Genomic DNA, 22,819 nt, shown 5'->3' with positions numbered 1-22,819 from the left:
CAGGGTCCGGCTTTCGCGTTCTCGGCTCTGTTACAGCTTGGTCATCGGGACGCCGCCGATGAGCATCATCTTCACGCGACCAGCCGAACCGAAGTCGACCAATACCATCGCCTTGACTCCGGCACCGGTCGATTCCAGCACCGTACCCAGGCCGTACTTGTCGTGGCTGACTCGATCGCCCACGGCGAGAACGAGATTGGAGTTGCGCCCCTTGGCGGCACCGAAACTCGGCGTCGAACTCTGACCGCGATTCGAGGATCCGCCGTAGCTGCCGGAGCCGTAATTGCTCGAACCGTAATTGTTCGAGCCGTATCCGCCACCCGATCCGTAGCTGCCGGATCTGCCGCCGCCGATGGCTCGGCCTCCCCCGGTGCCCGGGTCCTCGCGTCGCCAATCGATCAAGTGCTGCGGAACTTCTTGCAGGAAGCGCGATTCCGGGTTCGCGATGGGCTGGCCCCATGCAGAGCGCATGATCGCGCGCGTGAGGTAGAGCCGCTGCCGCGCACGGGTGATCCCCACGTACGCCAGGCGTCGCTCTTCGGAGAGTTCGTTGGGGTCGCCGAGCGCCCGCATGTGCGGGAATTGGCCGTCCTCCCAACCCGTTACGAAGACGACCGGGAATTCCAGACCCTTGGCGGTGTGCAGCGTCATCAGGGTGACGACGCCGGTACCAGAATCGGGGATCTGATCGGTGTCGGCCACCAGAGAGACCCGTTCGAGGAACGCCGCGAGCGACCCCGGCTCGGCCAACCCGTCGACGCCACCGTCCGCGTCGCCGTTCTCGTCGTCCCCGGTTTCGAGAGCCTCTGCCGCCACTGCCGCCTGATTACGCGCCTCCGAGGTGAATTCCCTTGCGACGCTGACGAGTTCGTTGAGGTTGTCGAGGCGCGCGCCGTCCTGCGGATCACTGCTGGCTTCGAGCTCGGCGCGGTAGCCGGTGCGGTCGAGAACGGCTTCGACGACATCACCGATGTCTGCGATGTCGTTGCCGTCCCCGTCGGTCGCGGTGAGCACTGCACGTAGTTCGTCGAGCAACTCCATGAACTGCGCGATCAACTTCTGCTGCCGCGAGTTGAGCAACGCCACCTTGCCCGCGGCCGCGTCGTGCAATGCGCGCGAGAAGCTGATGTCTCGTTGCTCGGCGTGCACGGCGACACAGGCCTCGGCACGATCGCCGATCCCCCGGCGCGGAGTGTTGAGGATGCGTCGCATGCTGACGGTGTCGTCCTCGTTGGACAGCACCCGCAGGTACGCGACGAGGTCTCGTACCTCTTTGCGCTCGTAGAATCGGACTCCGCCGACGACCTTGTACGGCAGTCCGAGTCGGATGAAGATCTCCTCGAGCGCACGCGAGGAGTTGTTGGTTCGATAGAAGACGGCCACCTCGTCGAAGCGCACATCTCCGCCGTCGACGAGTCGATCGATCTCGGAGGCCACGAACGACGCCTCGTCGTGCTCGTTGTCGGCGACGTAACCGACGATCAACTCGCCCTCGCCGGTGTCGGTCCACAGTTTCTTCTCACGCCGGCCGATGTTGCGCGAGATCACCGCGTTGGCGGCCGAGAGGATGTTCTGCGTCGATCGGTAGTTCTGCTCGAGCAGGATGGTGCGAGCGTCGGGATAGTCGCGCTCGAATTCCTCGATGTTGCGAATCGTGGCACCACGGAATGCGTAGATGGACTGATCCGCGTCGCCCACCACACACAGCTCGCCCGGAGCGACAGTGCCCCCGAGTGCGCCGTCGGCGTCGGGGGTGCCGACCAATTCACGGACCAACATGTACTGGGCATGGTTGGTGTCCTGGTACTCGTCGACCAGAACGTGCCGAAACCGGCGTCGGTAGTACTGAGCCACCTGGGGGAACGCCTGCAGAATGCCCACCGTTTCGCCGATGAGGTCGTCGAAATCCATCGCGTTGGCGGCCCGCAGCCGCTGCTGATAGACGCCGTAGACCTTGGCCACCAGCCGCGGGAGCTCGGCGGGATCGCCGTCGGCGTCCTCCGCTGCCTTGTCGGGGCCGATCAGCTCGTTCTTCAGGTTCGAGATGGCCGTCGACAGCAGCCGCGCCGAGAACTTCTTGGTGTCGATCTGCAGATCCTTGGAGATCATCGTCAGCAGTCGCCGAGAGTCGTCCGCGTCGTAAATGGAGAAGTTCGAGTTCAGACCGGGCAGCAGCGCAGCCTGCGCGCGCAGGATCCGCACGCAACTCGAGTGGAACGTCGACACCCACATGGCGTTCGCCCGCGGCCCCACGAGTCCGGCGACTCGCTCGCGCATCTCGGCAGCGGCCTTGTTGGTGAACGTGATGGCCAGAACCTGGCCGGGTGACACTCCTCGCTCGGCCAGCAGATACGCGATACGACGCGTCAGCACCGCCGTCTTGCCCGACCCGGCTCCGGCCACGATGAGCAGCGGAGATCCGGTGTGCACGACGGCCTCACGCTGCTGAGGATTGAGACCTTCCAGCAGTGTGTCGGACGAGGTGTTCTGTCGGGATTGGAGGCCCTGGAGGAATGTGTTCATCGTGTGGTCAGGTTACCGGCGCGTACCGACAAACCCACATCGCGTGGTCGTCGGCCGAACCGACGACTTTTCAGGAGGGTTGACCCGTGGCACACTGGATCGGTGATCGAAAAAACCGTACGTCATCGCCTGCATCGGGTCGGCCATTGTTCGGCCACGCGTGCAGGAGCCTGTCGATAGACGCAACGCCCCTGGTTCCGGACGGGACCGAACCGAACGGCGATGCAGTTCCGAATACGAAAGGCGTAACGGTGACGGACGACGCAACGATCCAAGATGTGACCCGAGGAGAGACGATGGCCATGACGACGAAGATCGACTCAGAGACCGCAGTGCCCACGAGCGAAGCCGAGATCAACGACCTGCGCCAGGAAATCGATCGCCTCGATGCCGAGATCCTGACGGCCATCAAGCGTCGCTCCGAGGTGTCGCAGATCATCGGACGCACCCGCATGGCCTCCGGCGGACCGCGCCTGGTGCACAGCCGTGAGATGAAGGTTCTCGAGCGTTTCAGCAGCCTGGGTCAGGAAGGCCACACGCTGGCCATGCTCCTGCTCCGCCTCGGTCGCGGTCGCCTCGGCCACTGATCCACCCCCGGTTGGGCGCGCGGTGCGCACGCCCAACCGTCAGTAGCTCACTTCAGAGCGATGTACTTGGTCTCGAGATACTCCTCGATTCCCTCGGATCCGCCCTCGCGGCCGAATCCGGATTCTTTGACTCCACCGAACGGCGCTGCCGCGTCCGAGATCACTCCGCGGTTGACGCCCACCATGCCACTGTCGATGGCGTCGGCCACCCGAAGCGCACGATCGAGACTCTCCGTGTAGATGTACGACGCCAACCCGTACTCGGTGGCGTTGGCCGCGTCGATACCTTCCTGCTCGGTGTCGAAGCCGACGATCGGAGCCACCGGCCCGAACACCTCCTCCTTCAGAATGCGTGCATCGGCAGGCACCTCGGTGAGCACGGTCGCCGGGTAGAAGTAGCCGTCCCCGCCCGGCGCGGTGCCCCCGAGCGCCACCGTCGCGCCCTTGGCCACCGCGTCGTCGACGAGTTCCTGCACGGTCTCGAGCTGATCGGCATTGATCAGCGGTCCGAGCTTGGTATCGGGGTCGACGCCGGGTCCGAGCTTCATCTCGGCCATCTTTTCCACGAGTTTGGTGGTGAATTCCTCTCGCACGCTGTTGTGCACGTGCAATCGGTTCGCTGCGGTGCAGGCCTCGCCGCCGTTGCGCATCTTGGCGAGCATCGCGCCGTCCACCGCATCGTCGATGTTCGCGTCGTCGAACACCACGAACGGTGCGTTGCCACCCAGTTCCATCGACGTGCGCAGCAATCGAGTCGCGGACTTCTGGACGAGAGATTTGCCGACGCCCGTCGAGCCGGTGAAGGTGAGCTTGCGCATCCGCGGATCCTCGATGAGGGGGCCGGTGACGTCACCGGACTTGGACGTCGTCAGCACCGAGAGCACGCCTTCGGGTAAGCCGACCTCGTCGAAGATCTGCGCGAGCAGCAGCATCGTCAGCGGTGTCTCACGAGCGGGCTTGACGACGATGGTGCAGCCGGCGGCCAGAGCGGGCCCGATCTTTCTGGTGCCCATCGCCAACGGGAAGTTCCACGGGGTGATCGCCAGGACGGGCCCGACCGGGGCCTTGGTGACGAGGATTCGACCGTTGCCCGCCGGGGCCGGGGTGTAGCGACCGCCGATGCGTACCGCTTCCTCGGCGAACCAGCGGAAGAACTCGGCACCGTATTTCACCTCGGCCTTGGATTCGGCGAGGGCCTTACCCATCTCGAGGGTCATCAGCAGCGCGATGTCGTCGGCGCGTTCGGTGACCTTCTCGAACGCCGCTCGAAGAATCTCACTGCGCTCGCGGGCGGGTGTTGCCGCCCAACCCTTCTGCGCCGCCGCGGCGGCGTCGAGCGCCTTCATCGCGTCGGCGGGCGATGCGTCGGCCACCTCTGTCAGGGGCTTGCCGGTCGCCGGATCGTTCACCGGGAACGTCTTGCCTCCCTCGGCGTCGACGGCCTTGCCGCCGATCCACAGTTTTGCCGGAATCGAATCGATCAATGCACGTTGGTCCATACCTCCATGATGCCTCCGCAGCGCCCGATGCAAACGACAAACGACGCGCGCATGACTCGGCACCGGATTAGTGTTGGTTCGTATGAGCGTCGATATCACCGGCACGGATGCCTGGCAGAAGCTGACCGATCACTACTCCACGATCGCCGATACTCATCTTCGGACGCTGTTCGCCGAGGACGCCGACCGAGCGCACACGTTCACGCTCGACGCTGCCGATCTTCATATCGACTACAGCAAGCACCGGATCACCCGCGAAACCCTGGAACTGCTCGTCGAACTCGCGCACACCGCCGATGTCGAAGGCAAGCGCGACGCCATGTTCGCGGGTGAGCACATCAACACCTCCGAGGACCGCGCCGTTCTGCACACCGCGCTGCGCCTACCGGCCGACGCGTCGCTGACCGTCGACGGCCAGGACGTCGTCGCCGATGTGCACGAAGTCCTTACTGCGATGGGCGAATTCACCGACCAAGTGCGTTCGGGCGAATGGGTCGGTGCCACCGGCGAGAAGATCGCCACCGTCGTCAACATCGGCATCGGCGGTAGCGACCTCGGACCGGTCATGGTCTACAACGCCCTCCGTCATTACGCCGACGCGGGGATTTCCGCGAAGTTCGTTTCCAACGTCGACCCCGCGGATCTGGTCGGTGCGCTCGACGGACTCGACCCAGCGTCGACGCTGTTCATCATCGCGTCCAAGACGTTCTCCACCCTCGAGACACTGACGAACGCCACCGCGGCCAGGCGCTGGCTCGTCGACGCGCTCGGTAAAGATGCCGTCGCCAAGCACTTCGTCGCCGTGTCCACCAACGCCGAACGCGTCGCGGACTTCGGGATCGACATTGCCAACATGTTCGGCTTCTGGGACTGGGTGGGCGGACGCTACTCCGTCGATTCGGCAATCGGGTTGTCGGTCATGGCCGTTGTGGGCAAGGAAGCGTTCGGCGAGTTCCTCGACGGCTTTCATCGCATCGACGAGCATTTCCGGTTGACGCCGCTCGCCGAGAACGCGCCGGTACTGCTCGGCCTCGTCGGCCTGTGGTACAGCTCCTTCTTCGGCGCGGAAACCCGTGCGGTGCTTCCGTATTCGAATGACCTGTCCCGTTTCGCCGCGTACCTGCAGCAGCTGACGATGGAGTCCAACGGCAAGTCCGTCAAGGCCGACGGCTCCCCCGTCACCACGCCGACCGGCGAGATCTTCTGGGGCGAACCGGGCACCAACGGCCAGCACGCTTTCTACCAATTGCTGCACCAGGGAACACGTTTGGTGCCTGCGGACTTCATCGGATTCGCCGAGCCCACCGACGATCTGCCGACCCGCGACGGCAGCGGATCGATGCACGATCTGCTGATGAGCAACTTCTTCGCCCAGACCAAGGTGCTCGCCTTCGGCAAGACCGCCGAGGAGATCGCTGCCGAGGACACTCCGGCAGATGTGGTGCCGCACAAGGTGATGCCCGGCAATCGGCCCACCACCTCCATCCTCGCCCCCAAGCTCACGCCGTCGGTCGTCGGTCAGTTGATCGCCCTGTACGAGCACCAGGTCTTCGTCGAAGGCGTCATCTGGGGCGTGGACTCCTACGACCAGTGGGGCGTCGAACTCGGCAAGACCCAGGCCCTCGAACTGACACCGGTGCTGGTCGATACAGAAGCTCCTGCTGCACAATCGGATTCATCCACCGATGCACTGGTGCGCTGGTACCGGGCGCAGCGGGGTCGTTCGGCCTGAGTTGTGGCGGCGGATCAGCTCCCCAGTTTCGGATTTCAGACTCCGATCGGCGTCGGATATCCAAAAGTGGGGAGCTTTTCCGTTGCTGATGGATCCGTTTCGGCACCCGGCGCGTCCAAGCAGTCATGGACTTACCCCAGACGGATCTGTTCACCCGAGCCGATGCGCTCGCGTTCGGATTGACTGACGACGACCTGCGACGACTCCGCCGCACCGGGGAACTGTCGGTTCTGCGGCCGGGGTTCTACGTGTCGACAGCATCGATCGAGTCGGCGAGTCCTACCGAACGACATTCCTTGCTCGCGCGGTCCTATCTGATATCCGCGCCCGCGGACCACGTGCTCAGCCATGTCTCGGCCGCGATCGCCTGGGACTTCGACATCTGGCAGCTACCGCTGGACAAGGTGCACATGACACACGGTCTCGACTACGCCAGCAAGCGTCGGCCGCTACGAATCCTTCACGGCACCGCACTCGAGCCCTCCGAGCGGGCGACGATCAACGGCTATCCGGTCACCTCGGCAGCCCGCACCGTCGTCGACATCGCACGCACCACGACCGTCGAGAGGTCGGTGTGTGTAGGCGACAGCGCACTCAGGTCGGGTCACACCGACACCGACGCTCTGTCTGCTGCAGTGGAGACGGCGCGGTTCCGCACGGGTATCTCCGCCGCCCGGCGAGCGGTGTCGCTGATGACCGGGCGCAGCGAGAGTGTAGGCGAATCTCGCAGTCGGGTGCTCTTCGAGACGCTTCCCCTGCCGACTCCGTTGCTCAATCAATGGGTGTACGACGGTGCGGGCCGCTTCGTCGGACGGGTCGACTTTCTGTTCTGGGAGTTCAAAGTGATCGGAGAGTTCGACGGCGAGTCGAAGTACGACTCCAAGCGTGTACTGCTCGACGAAAAGTATCGCGAGGACCGGCTACGCGAGTTGGGCTGGATCATCGTCCGGTGGAACTGGCGGGACCTCGACGATCCGCAAGCACTACTTCGCCGCTTCGAGCAAGCCTTCGCCCGCGCAGCAGGCCTTCCCACACCGGCCGGATGGTTCGGAGACCAGCGCCCTTCGACGGATCAGCTCCCCAGTTTCGGATAACCGACTCCGATCGGCGTCACAAATCCAAATGTGGGGAGCCGATCCCCCTCAGACTCGAGCCGCCAAATCACACCCGCGTCAACACCGCCTCCGTATCGACGCCGACGGGCAGGGTGCCGAAGGCAATGCCCCAGTCACGGTCGAGTCGAGTGGCGCAGAAGGCATCGGCCACAGCGGAATTGCCGTGCATCACCAGCTGCGCGCCTTGGAAGGTCAGGGCCATCAGTTCGACGACTCGCCTGGCCCGGTATTCCATGTCGGAAGTATCGGAGAGTTCCTTGCCGACGCGGGCGATGGCGTCGTCCAGGCGAGAATCCACGCCCGACGCCTGGCCGATCTCACCGAAGAAGGCCTCGACACTGTCGGGTTGACGGGCCAGTGCGCGTAAGGAATCGAGTGCGGCGACGTTGCCGGAGCCTTCCCAGATCGACATCAGCGGCGATTCTCGGAACAACCGAGGCATTCCCGATTCCTCGACATAGCCGTTGCCACCGAGACATTCCAGTGCCTCGGCAGCGTGGGCCGGCGCTCGTTTGCACACCCAGTACTTGGTGACGGCCAACGCGATTCGGCGCAGCGCACTCTCCTGCTCGTCACCGCGGGCGGAGCCGTCGGTGGCCTGTGCCAGACGGATCATGGCAGCGGTTGCGGCCTCGGATTCGATGGTCAAGTCTGCCAGTACGTTTCGCATCAGAGGCTGGTCCACAAGGGCAGCGCCGAACGCAGCTCGATGACGCGCGTGATGGACTGCGCGGACTGTGGCGTTGCGGATTCCGGCAGCCGACCCGATGACGCAGTCCAACCGAGTCATGTTGACCATCTCGATGATGGTGCGCACGCCGCGCCCCTCTTCGCCGACGAGCCAGCCGGTGGCCCCGTGATACTCGAGCTCACCGGATGCGTTCGACTTGTTACCGAGCTTGTCCTTCAAGCGCTGCAGCATCATTCGATTGCGACTGCCGTCGGGCAGCACGCGCGGCAGCATGAAACACGAAAGCCCACCGGGAGCCTGCGCCAGGGTGAGGAACATGTCCGACATCGGCGCGGACGTGAACCACTTGTGGCCGGTGATCGAGTACGTTCCGTCCGACGACGGAGTGGCCGTGGTGGTGTTGGCGCGGACGTCGGATCCGCCCTGCTTCTCGGTCATCGACATTCCGGCGATCAGTCCGCGCTTCTCGGACGGAACACGCAGCCCGAAGTCGTATTCTCGCGAGGCCAGCAGCGGCTCGTACTGCGCGGCCAGAGAAGGATTGTGCCGCAACGCCGGAACGACGGCGTAGGTCATCGAGATGGGGCACATGTGCCCGGCCTCGGCCTGCCCCCAGACGTAGAATTTCGCGGCGCGGGCAACGTGAGCACCGACGCGATCGTCGGCCCACGGACTGGCGTGCAGCCCGTGCTCGACGGCAACGGTCATCAGATCGTGCCAGTGCGGGTGGAATTCGACTTCGTCGATCCGATTGCCGTATCGATCGTGAGTCTTCAGCACCGGCGGGTTCTCGTTGGCGATCCGGCTCCAGTCCTGTGCCGCCACTCCACCGGCGAGGACTCCCAGCTGCCGAATCTCGTCGAGCGCCCAGCCGCCACCGGTACGCGCCACGCCGTCGAGCAACGACGGGTCCGCGGACGTGTCGAACGGACTCAGGTCGACTGCTTGGTTGAATACCTCATGCGTGTCCATCTCGAACTCCCAACGTGCGCAACGACAATGCGACCAGACCCGGTATCACGTCCACCGAGTTCTGCGATGACAACGGACCTACCAGCACTTCGCCGACGGCACCGACCAGCCCTGCTGCCGAGATGCGCACGTCCTGCTCGGGGATCTCTCCCGCTGCGATGCCGGCCACGATGGCGTCGGCGAAGGCATCGGTGAATTTCTGCCGGAACACCAACCGCTCGGCGTCGACGGCCGGGTCCACCGGTTCGGCCAACAACGCGTACGCCATCGTTCGGTTCTTCAAGGCCCGTCCGGCGAAGGTCTGCACCACTGCCGTGACCCGCTCGGCGGTGCTGCCGTGCCCGGAAACGGCCACCACTGCAGCGACCTCGCGGCTGCAGACCTCGCGAAAGATAGCGACGACCAGATCCGACTTGCCCTCGAAGTGCGTGTAGACGCTTCCGGCGGACACCCCTGCTGCCGCGGCCACCGAGGCGATCGACAGACCTGCATATCCCCGCGTCGAGAGCACCTCGATGGCAGCGTCGAACAGTTTTTCACGACCGGCGTCGAGCCTGGCCTGCACCGCGGGCGTCCGTCGATAGGGCATGCAAGGATTGAAGCACTGATTCACTGCTTCACGCAAGAGAACTCGAGTAGGGTTCACAGACATGTCGGTACGGATCGAACGATCAGGCCCCGTCACCACAATCGTCCTGTCGCGCCCTGAGGTGCGGAACGCTGTCGACGGCCCGACCGCCCAGGAGCTGACCCAGGCGTTCGAGGAGTTCGACGCCGACGAGTCCGCGTCGGTGGCCGTGCTGTGGGGCGAAGGCGGCACGTTCTGCTCGGGAGCCGATCTCGAGGCACTCGGTACATCGCGCTCCAACCACGCCACCGAACACGGCGACGGCCCGATGGGTCCGACGCGAATGCGGTTGTCCAAGCCCGTCATCGCGGCTGTCTCCGGGTACGCCGTGGCGGGCGGACTCGAACTCGCACTGTGGTGCGACCTTCGCATCGCCGAGGACGACGCGACGTTCGGCGTGTTCTGCCGACGCTGGGGTGTTCCCTTGATCGACGGCGGCACAGTGCGTTTGCCGCGCATCGTCGGAACCGGTCGGGCGATGGACATGGTCCTCACCGGTCGCGCAGTCGATGCGCAAGAGGCTCTGAACATCGGACTGATCACCCGGGTCGTTCCGGTGGGGCGAGCTCGCTCGGAGGCGGAGGCCTTGGCTGCCGAACTCGCCCTGCTACCCCAGACCTGCATGCGTGAGGATCGCCTGTCCGTCCTCGAACAGGACGGCCTCGACGAGGAGGCAGCGCTGAAGAACGAGTTTCGGCACGGAGCCATCTCGATCACCGCCGACGCACTCACCGGCGCGAGCAAGTTCGTCTCGGGCGCGGGACGTCACGGCACCCCCAGTCCGTGAAGTCCACGCGCCTGTCGGTGATCGACGAGATATTTCTCCGGACCCACCGCGGCTACGGAATTCCCATTGCACTGCAAGGTATCTGGCGCACGACCGAGACGGTGAGCAGGGAAGAACTCGACAGGATCCACGACGAACTGGCCGTCGGGCAGCTCGGCCGTCGAGTCGGCAGGCCCCGCATCCCCGGGGCGCGACTTCGATGGGACATCTCGTCCGAATCGCTTCCCCTCGAGTACGGCACCGACGCGGTCGACGACATCATCGGCTGGGCCGACGCGCAGGCAGACGTTCGACTCGATCCGCAGTACGGGCCCGGCTGGCGGTTGACGGCCGCGCCCGTTGCACACGGGGGAACCGTACTGTCCCTGGTGTGTTCGCACGCGCTGGCCGATGCCCGTGAACTCATCGACGCGGCGGCACAGGCATTCTCAGGATCGGCACCGGTGCATGTGCTGCACCCGGGCTCGGACGTGAAGGATGCGATCACGATGATCGTCACCGTTCTCCTACGCTCCATCGCGGCGACGGCAAGATTGTGGGTCAGCAAGAAAGCCCGAGCCGAATTGCGAGCGTTCACCACCGCCGACAGCGGCGGTATCGCACCGCACCACGCGAACAGAATGACGTCGGTGATCGTGGATGTCGATGCTGCAGAGTGGGATTCGGCCGCCCGACGCGTCGGCGGATCGGCCAATTCGCTGTTCGTCTCCGTCGTCGCCGCCACGATGAACGAACTCGGTTCTCCCGCAGTGACCGTCGACATTCCGTTCCGCACCGGGTCCGGTGATGCCAATGCGATCGGCATGGCCACCGTCGCCGTCCGCGGAGACGACTCGCCCGCGGCCATCCGAGCAGCCTGCAAGGAGGCGTTCGGCAAGCCGGTCGGAGCTCCGGCAGGCTATCCACCCGAGATCGTCCAGCTGCTCCCCCACCGCGTCGCCGCGAAGCTGACGTCGACGCCTGGACGCGGAGAAGTGTTGTGCTCCAACATCGGCGACATTCCCGACGGCATCACTGCGCTCGGCTCGCACCGATCGTGCGGACTCGCGACCCGGGCGATCCATCCGAACCCGTCGGGCGCACTGCCGACGACCCGAATGTCCACCTATCTCTCCCGACTGGACGGCAACTACACGCTCTCGCTGGTGTGCACCGACGACGCCCTGGCCGGATCGCCGGCCGAGCTCACCGCGGCCGTGCAAAGGGCCCTGGCGACGCGGAACCTGGCCGCCAAACCCTGGTAGGTCTAGCGTTGTCGCCATGAACGAGCACGATATCCACACCAAGATCCAGCAGCTCATCGCCACCGAGCACAAGCTCCGCACCGAAGCCCAATCCGGGGACGTCGACCCGGACACCGAGAAGGCCCAACTGGCCTCCCTCGAGCACGCCCTGGACCAGTGCTGGGACCTGCTCCGCCAGCGGAGGGCGCGTATCGATGCAGGCAAGAACCCAGACGCGGCAACCGCCAACAGCGTCGACCGGGTCGAGGGATACCTGCAGTGAACCCCGGAACCTAGACCATTCGATCCGTCAGCACGTTCGGTAGGAACCGCAGCGCCGCGTCGATGCCCCGCCACTTGAGTCCCGGTAGCGCGGCGCGGCGGGTTTCGCTCTCGATCGCGTCGACCATTGCCGACACTCCCTCGTCCAGAGTGGCTGTGAGAGCGGCACTGTCGCCCGCGTTGGCCGACATGTCGGTGGCGATGAAGCCGGGCAGCAGGGTGGTGACGGCGATGTCGGTTCGCGACAGTTCCGTCGCCAACGATTCACCCAGTGAGGCCACTGCAGCTTTGCTCGCCGAGTAGGTCGCCTTGGCCCCCGGCAGTCCCCGGTCGGCGCTGACGGACGAGACGAACACCAGGTGCCCGTGTTTCTGCGCTCGGAAGATCGACAGGGCCGCCTCGGCCTGCGACAGCGCCCCGATGAAGTTCGTGTGGGCGGTCTGCAGGTTGGCCTCGGCTCGCCCGGTACCGATCTTCGCACCCTTGCCGAGCCCGGCATTGACGATCACTCGATCGAGTCCACCCAATTCGTCTCGTAATTTTCCGAACACCTCACCGACCGCATCGTGATCGGTGACGTCGAGCGCCCGGACCGCCACGGTGATGTTCGGGTTGTGGTGCATCAACTCGGCGCGAAGGTCGTCCAGCCGCTCGACCCGACGCGCACAGAGCGCCAGATCCCGGCCCATGCCTGCGAACCGTCGCGCCATTTCCTCACCGAGTCCCGAGCTCGCTCCGGTGATCAGAATCTTGTTCCGAGTGGTCGCCATAAGCGGCGAGCCTATGTCACTGTGGAGCAATGGCCTCAGAAAGCTCGGAATTCGATGTCATCGTCATCGGCGGTGGACCGGTCGGCGAGAATGCCGCCCAGTACGCCATCGCAGGCAGCGACCGCACCGCCGTGATCGTCGAGCACGAACTTCTCGGTGGTGAATGCTCCTATTGGGCATGCATGCCGAGCAAGGCATTGCTGCGCCCCAGCGAGGTTCTCGACACCGCACGAAACATGCCGGGCGTCAAGGAACTGGTGGGCGATCAACCCCTCGACGCCGACGCCGTCCTGGCCCGACGCGAATCCTTCACCCACGGTCTCGACGACTCCTCGCAGGTGGCGTGGGCCGAGTCGGCGGGCATCTCGGTGATCCGTGGCCACGGTCGCGTCACCGGGGACAGAACCGTCGAGGTCGACGGCCGCACACTCACTGCCCGGCACGCTGTCGTCCTCGCCACCGGAACCACCGCATCCGTACCGAACACACCCGGCCTGCGCGATGCCCTGCCGTGGATCTCCCGTGATGCCACAAACATTCACGAGACCCCCGGTCACATCGCGGTGATCGGCGGTGGCGTCGTCGCGACGGAGGCGGCCACCTGGTTGCTCTCGCTCGGAGCGAAGGTCACGATGATCGTGCGCGGATCGTCGCTGCTGGCCGGTTCCGAACCGTTCGCCGGTGAACTCGTCGCCGAGGCTCTGACGAAGCGAGGCGCGAAAATCATGCTCGACGCCTCCCTCGAGGCGGTGTCACGAGAGAACCCGGTCTCCACCGGCATCGGCCGAATCCACGGGGGCACTATCCGTCTCGTCGTCGACGGCAGCGAGATCGTCGCCGATGAAGTGCTCGTTGCTGCGGGACGTACTCCGGCGAGTTCCGACCTAGGACTGTCGAGCCTCGGACTCGAGGACGGGCGCTACATCGACGTCGACGATCATCTGACTGTTCCCGGCCACGACTGGCTCTACGCGGTGGGCGATGTCAACGGCCGAGCGCCGCTGACACACATGGGCAAGTATCAGGGCCGAGTGGCCGGTGACGTCATTGCCGCCAGGGCCGACGGCAAGCCGCTGGACAGCAAGCGATTCCGCGCATCAGCGGATCACGGCCAGATCCCCCAGGTGGTGTTCACGCCGGTCGAGGTGGCATCCGTCGGACTGACCGAGGCCAAGGCCCGAGGAGAAGGCATCGACGTCGAGATCGTGGCCCAGGACATCGCGGTCGCGGGTTCGTCTCTGCAGCAAGACGATTACTCGGGGCGAGCGCAGCTGGTGATCGACCGCGCCACCGACACGATCGTGGGCGCGACCTTCGTCGGGCCGGGTGTCGCGGAGCTGGTCCACGCGGCCACGGTGGCTGTGGTCGGCAAGGTGTCGCTCGACGACCTGTGGCATGCGGTGCCGTCGTACCCGACGGTCAGCGAGATCTGGCTGCGGCTGCTCGAATCTCGTTGCTGAGTACGCGCTCGGGCACAATCGCCTCGCGGATCGCGTGGCCGAGTAGATTGGACGGGTGAACACCGAGAGCGCGTCGAAGCAGCAACCGCTTCTGGTGCTGGGCAAGATCACCGAGATTCTCGACGCCTTCTCGTTCGACCGTCCGTCCATGACCCTCGGTGAGATCCAACAGACCACCGGCCTGCCGACCTCGACGGTGCAGCGCCTCGTGACCAACCTTGTGCAGCAGGGATTTCTGGATCGGAGCGGCGACCGCATTCGCATCGGGGTCCGCATGGCCTATTGGGCCGCAACGGCCACCAAGGACCTCGACGTGCTGTCGGTCGTCAACCCCGTGCTCAAGGACATGCGAGACCTGACGACCGAGACCGCATGCTTCTTTCGGCCCGAACAGAACTACCGCGTGTGCGTCGCCATCGCCGAGACGCGGCATGCCCTGCGCCGAGACATGTACGTCGGCAAGGTCATCCCGCTCAGCGCAGGATCGGCCAGCCGCGTCCTGCTGGCCTGGGACGACGAGCTCGCCGAGCGCGTCCTGTCTCGCGAACTCGAATCGATGACCGAGCAGACGGTGACCGAGGCAGAGACGATGCGAACGCTGTTGGCGCAGACCAGAGCCGACGGGTACGCGATCACCACCGGCGAGCGCGAAACCGGTGCCTCGGGACTGTCTGCGCCGGTGTTCGATTCGGCCGCGGACATCGTCGGTGCCGTCACCATCAGCGGACCGACGCTGCGGATGCCGCAGTCGCAGTGCGAGGACTGGGTGGATCTGCTGATCTCCCATGCCGAACAGATCACGAGAACCCTGGGCGGCCGCTACCCCGCGTGAGACCAGGCGTCGGGATTCACCGGATGCGGCGGCATCGAACCGCCGAACATCGCCGCTGCATTGGTTGCGCACAGCCGCGCCATCTCCGAACGCACCGACACCGTCGCGCTCCCCACATGCGGAAGCAACACCGTGTTGGGCAGCTCCGCGAGGCCCGGTTCGAGGGCCGGCTCACGCTCGTAGACGTCCAATCCCACTGCGGCAACGGTGCCCTCGCGAAGTGCGGTCACCAGAGCTGCCTCGTCGATCACCGGTCCGCGCGCGGTGTTGATCACGATCGCCGACGGCTTCATCGCTCCGAATACGGCGGCGTCCACCAGATGGTGCGTGGAATCCGACAGCGGAACATGGAGAGACAGAAAGTCGCTGGTCGTGACGATCTCGTCCCACGACGCATGCTCGACGCGACCGGCGAACTCGCCGAGCTCGTTCTCGGAGACCTCGCGATCGCTGGGCGGGCGGGGGCAGAACTTGACCGTCATCCCGAAACCCAATGCCCGACGCGCAGTGGCGCGGGCGATCCGACCGAAGCCGGCCAGTCCCAGCACCCGGCCCGAGACATCGCTGCCGAGAAGCAGTTCGGGCTCCCAGCCGGTGAACGCGCCGGAACGGACGAACGCATCGGCCTCGACGGCGCGGCGGGCCGTCGAGAGGATCAACAACATCGCGATGTCCGCGGTCGAATCGGTCAACACCCCGGGGGTGTTGGCGACAGTGATGCCCCGCTGGGTTGCCGCCGCGATGTCGATGTTGTCGAATCCGACTGCATAGTTGGATATTCCGACGAGAGACGCCGACTCCAGCAACTCCGCGTCGAACCGATCACGCAATTGAGAGACGACCACGGAGTACTCACCCGAGGCGCAGGCCTCGACCAACTGCTGGTGATCGACTTCCCGCAGGTCCACTTCTCCTGCGGCGCGCAGGATGTCCATGCCCGGCGCGGGGATCTCGGTGGTGACGAGGATTCGACTCATGCGACCCACTCGAAAGCACGGGCCTCGGAACGTGCACCTTGAACGGTTTTCGAGCGCATGGGCTCGTTCAATTCGGTGAGCAGCTCCTCCGACAGAGTTGCCATGGCCGCCAGGGTTTTCGGCTCGAACCAGTCCGGTCGCGTCGCGAACAGGATGTCCTCCGACGAGGTGTTGCCGCTGGCCCCCGGCGCGAAGGGACAACCGCCGAGCCCGCCGAGCGAACCGTCGACCATCGTGGCTCCGGCCGAGATCGCGGCGAGTGTGTTCGCGACGCCCAGGCCCCAGGTGTCGTGACCGTGGAACACCACTCTGCGATCCGGAGTTTCGGCACGCACCCGAGAGATCAGCGAAGACACCTGAACCGGGACGGCCTGTCCGAGGGTGTCGCAGATGACGATATCGGTTGCCCCGGTTGCACGATCGTCGCTGGCTATCTCGATGACGCGATCCGGCGACACCTGTCCCTCGAACGGGCAGGTGAAGGAGGTCGCGATACACAGCTCGATCTCACCGTCCACCGATCGAGTGATGTCCACGGCGTCGGGCATCGCGGCCAGGGACACCTCGGTGGTCCGACCGATGTTGGCCTGATTGTGCGAGTCCGACGCGGAGAAGCAGTACTGAAAGTTGCGAGCCCCAGCGGCAGCGGCCTTCTCCACATGCCGTGGAGTGGCGACCCACACCCAGCATCGGGCGAGTTCGGCGGCGGTGAGCTCACCGATCACCTCGAGAGTGTTGGCCATCGGGGGCACCTTGTCGCCCCGCGCCATCGACCCGATCTCGAGCGACGGTACGCCGAGTTCGATGAGGGTCCTGATGATCTCGAGCTTGCGATCGGTGGGGAGCATCTTGCCGGTCAGCTGCAGACCGTCGCGCATCGTGACGTCGCGCAACTCTGCGGCGGGAGCGAAGCGATACATTTACAGGCCCATCTCTTCGTCGGTGCGGCCGAGCAGAGTCGAGAGTACTTCCCTGGTGTGTTCGCCCAGATCCGGTCCGACGGAACGAATCGGCAGGGACGCGTCGCCGATCACCGGGACGACGCCGACGAATCCGACGTCAGTGGGCCCTTCGCCTCCGGTGTCGACCGAGAAGTGCTGGATCATGTTGCGGGCGGCGTACTGCTCGTCGGCGACGATGTCCGCGGCGGTGTAGATCGGTCCCGACGGCACTCCGGCGTCGTCGAGAATCTTCAAAGCCTGCTCGCGCGAATGCAAGCCGGTCCAGGCCGAGATGGCTGCGTCCAGCTCGTCGCGTCGACGCCATCGGCCGGCGTTGGAAGCCAGGTCCGGATCGGCTCCGAGGTCGGGGCGATCGATGGTCTCCATGTAGCGCTGGAAGATCGCGTCACCGTTGCCGGCGATGATGATCGAGTGACCGTCGTTGCACGGGTACGCGTTCGACGGGGCGATGCCCTCCATGCGGCCGCCCGTGCGCTCACGTTCGACTCCGTAGGCGAGGTAATCCGGAATCAGCGATTCCATCATCGACAGGATCGATTCGTTCAGCGCCACATCGATGGAACGCTGAGCCAACGTCAGCGGCGACTGCTCGTCGGGTGCCTGCGCCGCGCGCTGTGTCTGCCGCTGGAACAGTGCCATGACGCAACCGAACGCGGCGTACAGTCCGGCGATCGAGTCGCCGATCGAGACTCCCACTCGGACCGGTGGCCGGTCCGGATCACCCACGAGATTGCGAAAACCGCCGTATGCCTCTGCGACAGCGGCGAATCCGGGTCGCTGCGACATGGGGCCGGTCTGCCCGAAAGCCGATATGCGCGTGATGATCAATTCGGGATTGGCGGCAGACAGCACCTCCGGCGAGATACCCCATTTCTCCAGAGTGCCGGGCCGGAAGTTCTCGAGCACGATGTCGCACTTGGCAGCGAGGTCGACGACGTCCTTGCGTCCCTGTTCGGTGCGCAGGTCCAGCACGATCGACTTCTTGTTTCGATTGATCGTGCGATACAGCATCGACGTGGTGCCGGAGTAGAGCCGCCAGTTACGCAGTTCGTCTCCGGTTCCCGGCCGTTCGACCTTGATCACCTCGGCACCGAAATCGGCAAGCATGCGCGCCGCGGTAGGGGCGGCGATGTAGTTGCCGAGCTCGAGAACTCGAACTCCGCTGAGCGGCAATGCCATCGTGTTCCTTTCGATACTCACAAAATCAGGGCTCACAGGATCCAGCTCATCGGCACGATCAAGGCGATGGCGATGACCGATGCCACCGAGACGCCCACCGAGCACGTCTTGAGTGTGCCCCTGGTCGACTGTCCCATCAAGGACTGCAGCAGCCAGAAGGTGTTGCTGGTGACGTGCACGGCGAACAGCGATCCGGCACCGGCGGCGAGCGCGATGAACACCGGATCGAGCCCGATCAACGGAGCGACCGGGGCGAGGATGCCCGCGGACGTGATGGCCGAGATCGTCACCGAGCCCACGGCGATGTGCAACGCGGCAGCGATGACCCACACCATCAACAACGGAGCCGCGGTGCTGGCGGTGAAGTACTGGCCGAGGATGTCGCCAAGACCCGCCTCGTTGATGACGGCCGCGAGCGAACCACCGACACCGGTGAGGATGAGAATCTGACCGCTCTCGGCGAAACCACGGGCGAGAGCCTTCTCCACCCGGGACTGACCGATGTGATAGCGGCCGATGAGGCAGGTCCCCACCAAGCCGATGAGCAGCGCGATGACCGGGCTGGCGATGAATTCGACCACCGGAACCGATATTTCGGCGACTTCGAGAACCGCTCCGACTGCGATGAGAACGAGCGCGAGCAGCAACGGCGAGAGCAACACCAGCAGCGACGTCTGCTTCTCGGTGCGCACCTTCTGCGCCACGCCACCTCCGGTTCCGAGGGGCTCGTCGTCGGAATCGGCAGGCTCGGGAACCACAGGCTGCTCGACTACGGTGATCTGCTGCTCGTCCTTCTCCTCGTTCCACCAGCCGTGTCGGAAGACGAACGACATGATGGCCACCGACAGCACGACGACGGGAACGATCAGGATCAACCCGTAGATCATCATCTTGCCCAGGGGCACTCCGAGCAGTCCGGCCAGCGCGAGCGTCGCGACACCGGGGACCATGAACACGATCCCGCATTCGAGCGAGATGGCCAGTGCTGTAGCCATTCTCGCCGTACCGTACTTGCCGATCTTGGGGGCGAGGTTGCGGGCGAGCGGAGCGGAGATCACCAGCAGCACGTCGAGGAAGATGGACTGCAGCACGGTCGCGATGGTCAGCGACAACGCGTACGGGAGTCGTTTGGGGCCGAACGTTTTCAGCAACGTGCCGACGAGTCGCTGGATGGCGCTCATCTCCTGCAGCACCGAACCCATCAGGACTCCGAAGGCGATGAGCAGCCCCACCTCGGCCATGATCTCGCCGAATCCGCCCGTGATGGTGTCGACGGTGGTCGACACTCCGAGCTTTGTCGCCAGACCCAGATACGCGGCCCCGAGAACCAGCGAGATCACCGGATTGAAGTGAAAACGAACGATGAAGACCACCACCGCCAGTACGGCGACGACGGTGTTGATCACGATCCACATGTCGGACATCGGCAGTTCTTCCCACCAGAGAGAGTGACCGTCGCCATCGAAGACGGACCGGTGTGATGCGTCGCACCATTGCTCACATTATGGGCACAGATTTACTTCGTGAGCAAGAGTGACCCCGACTTGGCGTCAGATGGGCTGTGCGCGCCGAACCGACAGCGCAGCTCGCGAGGCATCGAGTTCGACCGGCGAGCGCACCGCCAACTCGCCGACCCGCAAGATCCCGTCGGACAACGGTTCCACGCGAAGCCCGCCGCGACCGATCAATGCTTTACGGGCACCGTCGACGACCATCCGGTCCATCCACGCGCACGGGTGGGCCGGTCGTCCACCGCGAAAGCGGATCCAGCCGTCACCGGAGTCGAGCTCGAATTCCAGACCTCGCAACGGGTCGAGCTCGAGCCCACGCACTACGACGTTTCTCCTGGCCACGGCCGGGTCGGGGACCTCGACGCCGAGCACATCCCCCACTGCCTCCCAGGCCTCGACGGCCAGAAAGCTCACCGCCGCCTCGGTATGCGCCCGCACGCCGAAGAACCGATCGCCCCGGATGCCCTTGTGGGCCACGATCTCGACACTCTCGGGCAGGTCCGTCGGTACGTCGGCCGGGCCGTCCTTGGATCTGCCGAAATAGGCGTGTGTGGGCGCTCGCAGCAGCTGCACGATCTCGGCGCGGTACTCGAAGGACATGCCTTCGAGTCTGCCGTGTGCCCGTCCCCCGCTGTTCTTACCCGCGGGTAAGGAGAGATCAGTAGACTCGCGACATGGCTGTGACGACCCGCGTGACCACATCGGACGGCATCATCGAGGGAAAGCCGGTGGGTGATCTGACCACCTGGCGAGGCATTCCCTACGCCGCCCCGCCCGTCGGACCGCTTCGTTTCAGAGCGCCCCAACCCACCGAGCCCTGGTCGGGTGTGCGCGACGCCACCGAGTGGGGCAATGCCTCCGTTCAGCACAAGCGCGGCACGATGCTCGCAGTGGGCAAGTACCAACCGTCGAGCGAGGACTGCCTGACGCTCAACGTGTTGGCCCCCAGCACACCGAGCGCGAGCCCACGGCCGGTCATGGTGTTCATCCACGGTGGTGCCTACACGCTCGGCACATCGGCGACCCCGCTGTACGGCGGCGGCTCTCTGGTACGCCGCTCGCTGAAGGACGGCGACGGCATCATCTACGTGTCGGTCAACTACCGACTCGGCGCACTGGGGTACCTCGACATGTCCCAGTTCTCCACTCCCGAGCGGCCCTTCGACTCCAACCTGGGCTTGCGGGATCAGGTTGCGGCGCTGGAATGGGTGCAGCGCAACATCGCGAACTTCGGTGGCGATCCGAACAACGTCACCATCTTCGGCGAGTCCGCAGGCGGCAATGCGGTCACCACTCTCATGACCGTTCCCGCCGCGAAAGGCCTGTTCGCGCAAGCTATTTCCGAAAGCTCCGCCCCGGGAATGACGGCCACCAAGGAGCGCGCCGATCAGTGGGCGCGCGAGTACGTCGGCTACCTCGGCGGCACGGTCGAGACCGCCACCGAGACCCTCGACAACGCCGAGGTGCTCCGGCTCGGCCGGGCGGGCACCAAACTCGGCCTCACCACCCTGCACCGCACCCCGGGGCTGCTCCCGTTCGGCCCGGTGATCGACGGCGACTTCCTCCCGGTCAGCCCGGTCGAGGCATACGCGAACGGAACGGCGCACCGCGTCCCGCTGATCATCGGCACCAATGCCCGTGAGGGAACACTGTTTCCGAAGTTCCTCGACGCTTTGCCCACCAACCCCGAGCGCATCACCAAGCTGTTCTCCCTCACCGATCCCGACGCCGAGGCCGTGGTCACTTCAGGCTACCGGGGCTACCCCAACGAGAGGGCAGCCATCGACTTCGGCGGAGACTTCACGTTCTGGAAGCCCTCTCTCGAAGTGGCCGAAGGACATTCGCGTCATGCACCCACGTACTTCTACCGGTTCGACTTCGCCCCGCGGTCGATGAAGCTGCTCGGCTTCGACGCCACCCACGGCTTCGAGTTGTTCGCCGTGTTCGGCATCAGCGAAACACTGTTCGGCAAGGCGCTGACGCTCGCAGGCGGACGGAAGGCCTTCGCCGAAGTCACCGAGCAGGTCCAGGCGAACTGGATTGCGTTCGCCACCAACGGAAAACCCCTCGAATCGTGGCCGGAGTACAACGAGACCGACCGCAAGACGTTGATCTTCGACACCCGCACCCGGGTACAGAAGGACCCACGGAGCGACCGTCGCAAGGCGTGGGAAGGCTACCGGGGCTACGACAGCCAGAAGCTAGAGCCCGTCACTTGAGCAGTCGCGACATACGACGGTCGGCGAGAATCTTGCCGGCCGTCTGACACGTCGCGCAGTACTGAAAAGAGCGATCGACGTAGGCGACTTCGCGTACCGGGTCGCCGCACACCGGGCACGGAAGTCCGGTTCTGGCGTGCACGCGCATCCCCGATCTCTTCTCTCCCTTCAGACGCGCCGCATCCTGCCCGGCCGAGCGGGCCACCGCGTCGGACAGCACCGAGCGCATCGCCGCGTACAGCGCCCCGACGGCCTCGGAATCGAGCTTGCTCGACGATGCGAACGGCGAGAGCTTCGCCACGTGCAGTATCTCGTCCGAGTAGGCATTGCCGATGCCGGCCAACAGCGACTGATCCACCAACGAAGTCTTCAGTCGCGCGGTGGTGCTGCTGAGGATCTCGGCGAATTCGAGCTCGGTGACCGTCAGCGCGTCGGGTCCGAGCCGGGCGATACTCGCCACCTGTTGCGGATCGCGTACCACCCACACCGCCAGCCGTTTCTTGGTCCCCGCTTCGGTGAGATCGATCGCGGGCGTCGCTCCCTCGGGGGTGAAGAAGTGGATCCGCAGCGCGAGGGGCCCTTTGCCCGGCTTCGGCGGCGCGGCGCTGGGGTTGTCCACCCACCGCAGCCATCCTCCACGCGAGAGATGGGTGATCAGCCAGAGGTCACCGGCTCGGAGCGCCAGGTGCTTTCCGAAGCGGGCGGCATCGGTGACGTCCTTGCCCTGCAGCTCGGTGATCGGCGGATCGAATGTCTTGAGAACGCTCAGCGCAGCGATGTCGATTCGGCCGATCACGGCTCCGACGGCATGCTCGCGCAGAAAGCCGGCAAGGGCTTCCACCTCGGGTAATTCCGGCATGCGTCCAGTAT

Annotated in this window: 20 protein-coding genes; 9 read left to right on the top strand and 11 right to left on the bottom strand. The window is 65.1% G+C overall.

The annotated features are described in order from the left end of the window. Nucleotides 1–30 precede the first annotated feature (30 nt). Complete coding sequence (locus tag AB0362_RS21100; protein WP_317810745.1) at nucleotides 31–2,523, bottom strand: UvrD-helicase domain-containing protein; 2,493 nt, start codon at nucleotides 2,521–2,523, stop codon at nucleotides 31–33. Between the two features lie 296 nt (nucleotides 2,524–2,819). On the opposite strand from AB0362_RS21100, the gene AB0362_RS21095 reads away from it, so the two are divergent. After that, nucleotides 2,820–3,110, top strand: a complete 291-nt coding sequence (locus AB0362_RS21095; protein WP_068050144.1) for a chorismate mutase — start codon at nucleotides 2,820–2,822, stop codon at nucleotides 3,108–3,110. Between the two features lie 47 nt (nucleotides 3,111–3,157). On the opposite strand, the gene AB0362_RS21090 is transcribed toward AB0362_RS21095, so the two are convergent. Then, nucleotides 3,158–4,609: an NAD-dependent succinate-semialdehyde dehydrogenase gene (locus AB0362_RS21090; RefSeq protein WP_094686773.1), complete on the bottom strand. Its 1,452-nt coding sequence runs from the start codon at nucleotides 4,607–4,609 to the stop codon at nucleotides 3,158–3,160. An 82-nt stretch (nucleotides 4,610–4,691) separates the two neighbouring features. On the opposite strand from AB0362_RS21090, the gene pgi reads away from it, so the two are divergent. Next, entirely contained in the window at nucleotides 4,692–6,341 is a 1,650-nt protein-coding gene (gene pgi / locus AB0362_RS21085) for a glucose-6-phosphate isomerase (RefSeq protein ID WP_317810744.1), read from the top strand. 125 nt (nucleotides 6,342–6,466) lie between these two features. Further along, complete coding sequence (locus AB0362_RS21080; protein WP_317810743.1) at nucleotides 6,467–7,435, top strand: type IV toxin-antitoxin system AbiEi family antitoxin domain-containing protein; 969 nt, start codon at nucleotides 6,467–6,469, stop codon at nucleotides 7,433–7,435. 67 nt (nucleotides 7,436–7,502) lie between these two features. Here the strand turns inward: AB0362_RS21080 and AB0362_RS21075 are convergent, their stop codons facing one another. Together AB0362_RS21075 and AB0362_RS21070 are read right to left on the bottom strand one after the other, a co-directional pair. Beyond that, entirely contained in the window at nucleotides 7,503–9,119 is a 1,617-nt protein-coding gene (locus AB0362_RS21075) for an acyl-CoA dehydrogenase family protein (protein ID WP_317810742.1), read from the bottom strand. Further along, the gene (locus tag AB0362_RS21070) at nucleotides 9,106–9,708 is read right to left on the bottom strand and encodes a TetR/AcrR family transcriptional regulator (RefSeq protein WP_317810741.1); all 603 of its coding nucleotides are present in this window, start codon (nucleotides 9,706–9,708) and stop codon (nucleotides 9,106–9,108) included. Before AB0362_RS21070 ends, AB0362_RS21075 begins: the two co-directional genes overlap by 14 nt. 61 nt (nucleotides 9,709–9,769) lie before the next feature. Between AB0362_RS21070 and AB0362_RS21065 the strand changes: the two genes are divergently transcribed. Genes AB0362_RS21065 through AB0362_RS21055 form a run of 3 tightly spaced genes read left to right on the top strand, consistent with a single transcriptional unit; the run spans nucleotide 9,770 to nucleotide 12,040 of the window. Next, nucleotides 9,770–10,534 (top strand): crotonase/enoyl-CoA hydratase family protein, encoded by a 765-nt coding sequence (locus tag AB0362_RS21065; RefSeq protein WP_149405111.1) that lies wholly within the window; start codon nucleotides 9,770–9,772, stop codon nucleotides 10,532–10,534. Continuing rightward, complete coding sequence (locus AB0362_RS21060) at nucleotides 10,531–11,778, top strand: hypothetical protein (RefSeq protein ID WP_317810740.1); 1,248 nt, start codon at nucleotides 10,531–10,533, stop codon at nucleotides 11,776–11,778. Before AB0362_RS21065 ends, AB0362_RS21060 begins: the two co-directional genes overlap by 4 nt. Nucleotides 11,779–11,794: 16 nt before the next feature. Next, complete coding sequence (locus AB0362_RS21055) at nucleotides 11,795–12,040, top strand: DUF2630 family protein (protein WP_068050123.1); 246 nt, start codon at nucleotides 11,795–11,797, stop codon at nucleotides 12,038–12,040. A 10-nt stretch (nucleotides 12,041–12,050) separates the two neighbouring features. Here AB0362_RS21055 and AB0362_RS21050 read toward each other — a convergent pair whose 3' ends face one another. Continuing rightward, nucleotides 12,051–12,809, bottom strand: a complete 759-nt coding sequence (locus tag AB0362_RS21050) for an SDR family oxidoreductase (RefSeq protein ID WP_317810739.1) — start codon at nucleotides 12,807–12,809, stop codon at nucleotides 12,051–12,053. Between the two features lie 29 nt (nucleotides 12,810–12,838). Between AB0362_RS21050 and AB0362_RS21045 the strand changes: the two genes are divergently transcribed. After that, nucleotides 12,839–14,269: an NAD(P)/FAD-dependent oxidoreductase gene (locus AB0362_RS21045; RefSeq protein WP_317810738.1), complete on the top strand. Its 1,431-nt coding sequence runs from the start codon at nucleotides 12,839–12,841 to the stop codon at nucleotides 14,267–14,269. 46 nt (nucleotides 14,270–14,315) lie between these two features. Continuing rightward, nucleotides 14,316–15,101, top strand: coding sequence for an IclR family transcriptional regulator (locus AB0362_RS21040; protein WP_317810779.1), 786 nt, complete (start codon nucleotides 14,316–14,318; stop codon nucleotides 15,099–15,101). On the opposite strand, the gene AB0362_RS21035 is transcribed toward AB0362_RS21040, so the two are convergent. The 5 genes from AB0362_RS21035 to AB0362_RS21015 form a co-directional block, all read right to left on the bottom strand. Beyond that, nucleotides 15,089–16,078 carry a D-glycerate dehydrogenase gene (locus AB0362_RS21035; RefSeq protein ID WP_317810737.1) on the bottom strand — a complete coding sequence of 330 codons (990 nt, stop codon included), beginning with the start codon at nucleotides 16,076–16,078 and terminating at the stop codon, nucleotides 15,089–15,091. The two genes, AB0362_RS21040 and AB0362_RS21035, sit on opposite strands and share 13 nt — an antisense overlap. Further along, nucleotides 16,075–16,998, bottom strand: coding sequence for a hydroxymethylglutaryl-CoA lyase (locus AB0362_RS21030; protein ID WP_317810736.1), 924 nt, complete (start codon nucleotides 16,996–16,998; stop codon nucleotides 16,075–16,077). Before AB0362_RS21030 ends, AB0362_RS21035 begins: the two co-directional genes overlap by 4 nt. After that, on the bottom strand, nucleotides 16,999–18,219 hold the full coding sequence (locus AB0362_RS21025; protein WP_317810735.1) for a CoA transferase: 1,221 nt from the start codon (nucleotides 18,217–18,219) through the stop codon (nucleotides 16,999–17,001). Between the two features lie 32 nt (nucleotides 18,220–18,251). Beyond that, nucleotides 18,252–19,643: an SLC13 family permease gene (locus AB0362_RS21020; protein WP_317810734.1), complete on the bottom strand. Its 1,392-nt coding sequence runs from the start codon at nucleotides 19,641–19,643 to the stop codon at nucleotides 18,252–18,254. A 126-nt stretch (nucleotides 19,644–19,769) separates the two neighbouring features. Next, a complete protein-coding gene (locus AB0362_RS21015; RefSeq protein WP_269594602.1) occupies nucleotides 19,770–20,330 on the bottom strand; it encodes a molybdenum cofactor biosysynthesis protein in 561 nt (186 codons plus the stop codon). A gap of 74 nt (nucleotides 20,331–20,404) precedes the next feature. Between AB0362_RS21015 and AB0362_RS21010 the strand changes: the two genes are divergently transcribed. Then, a complete protein-coding gene (locus tag AB0362_RS21010; protein WP_317810733.1) occupies nucleotides 20,405–21,949 on the top strand; it encodes a carboxylesterase/lipase family protein in 1,545 nt (514 codons plus the stop codon). Here the strand turns inward: AB0362_RS21010 and AB0362_RS21005 are convergent. Beyond that, nucleotides 21,942–22,808 (bottom strand): DNA-formamidopyrimidine glycosylase family protein, encoded by an 867-nt coding sequence (locus tag AB0362_RS21005; protein ID WP_149405101.1) that lies wholly within the window; start codon nucleotides 22,806–22,808, stop codon nucleotides 21,942–21,944. The two genes, AB0362_RS21010 and AB0362_RS21005, sit on opposite strands and share 8 nt — an antisense overlap. Nucleotides 22,809–22,819: the final 11 nt, after the last annotated feature.

It is taken from the genome of Rhodococcus sp. NPDC079359, assembly GCF_040702585.1.
Lineage (GTDB): Bacteria > Actinomycetota > Actinomycetes > Mycobacteriales > Mycobacteriaceae > Rhodococcoides.
Note: the sequence above shows the minus strand (reverse complement) of the source record. Positions and strands in the feature narration are given on the sequence as shown.

Excerpts from the sequence above, each read along its gene's own strand:
- AB0362_RS21100 (WP_317810745.1), bottom strand. The coding sequence starts at position 2,523 with ATGAACACATTCCTCCAGGGCCTCCAATCCCGACAGAACACCTCGTCC.
- AB0362_RS21095 (WP_068050144.1), top strand. The coding sequence starts at position 2,820 with ATGGCCATGACGACGAAGATCGACTCAGAGACCGCAGTGCCCACGAGC.
- AB0362_RS21090 (WP_094686773.1), bottom strand. The coding sequence starts at position 4,609 with ATGGACCAACGTGCATTGATCGATTCGATTCCGGCAAAACTGTGGATC.
- pgi (WP_317810744.1), top strand. The coding sequence starts at position 4,692 with ATGAGCGTCGATATCACCGGCACGGATGCCTGGCAGAAGCTGACCGAT.
- AB0362_RS21080 (WP_317810743.1), top strand. The coding sequence starts at position 6,467 with ATGGACTTACCCCAGACGGATCTGTTCACCCGAGCCGATGCGCTCGCG.
- AB0362_RS21075 (WP_317810742.1), bottom strand. The coding sequence starts at position 9,119 with ATGGACACGCATGAGGTATTCAACCAAGCAGTCGACCTGAGTCCGTTC.
- AB0362_RS21070 (WP_317810741.1), bottom strand. The coding sequence starts at position 9,708 with ATGCCCTATCGACGGACGCCCGCGGTGCAGGCCAGGCTCGACGCCGGT.
- AB0362_RS21065 (WP_149405111.1), top strand. The coding sequence starts at position 9,770 with ATGTCGGTACGGATCGAACGATCAGGCCCCGTCACCACAATCGTCCTG.
- AB0362_RS21055 (WP_068050123.1), top strand. The coding sequence starts at position 11,795 with ATGAACGAGCACGATATCCACACCAAGATCCAGCAGCTCATCGCCACC.
- AB0362_RS21050 (WP_317810739.1), bottom strand. The coding sequence starts at position 12,809 with ATGGCGACCACTCGGAACAAGATTCTGATCACCGGAGCGAGCTCGGGA.
- AB0362_RS21045 (WP_317810738.1), top strand. The coding sequence starts at position 12,839 with ATGGCCTCAGAAAGCTCGGAATTCGATGTCATCGTCATCGGCGGTGGA.
- AB0362_RS21035 (WP_317810737.1), bottom strand. The coding sequence starts at position 16,078 with ATGAGTCGAATCCTCGTCACCACCGAGATCCCCGCGCCGGGCATGGAC.
- AB0362_RS21030 (WP_317810736.1), bottom strand. The coding sequence starts at position 16,998 with ATGTATCGCTTCGCTCCCGCCGCAGAGTTGCGCGACGTCACGATGCGC.
- AB0362_RS21025 (WP_317810735.1), bottom strand. The coding sequence starts at position 18,219 with ATGGCATTGCCGCTCAGCGGAGTTCGAGTTCTCGAGCTCGGCAACTAC.
- AB0362_RS21020 (WP_317810734.1), bottom strand. The coding sequence starts at position 19,643 with ATGTCCGACATGTGGATCGTGATCAACACCGTCGTCGCCGTACTGGCG.
- AB0362_RS21015 (WP_269594602.1), bottom strand. The coding sequence starts at position 20,330 with ATGTCCTTCGAGTACCGCGCCGAGATCGTGCAGCTGCTGCGAGCGCCC.
- AB0362_RS21010 (WP_317810733.1), top strand. The coding sequence starts at position 20,405 with ATGGCTGTGACGACCCGCGTGACCACATCGGACGGCATCATCGAGGGA.
- AB0362_RS21005 (WP_149405101.1), bottom strand. The coding sequence starts at position 22,808 with ATGCCGGAATTACCCGAGGTGGAAGCCCTTGCCGGCTTTCTGCGCGAG.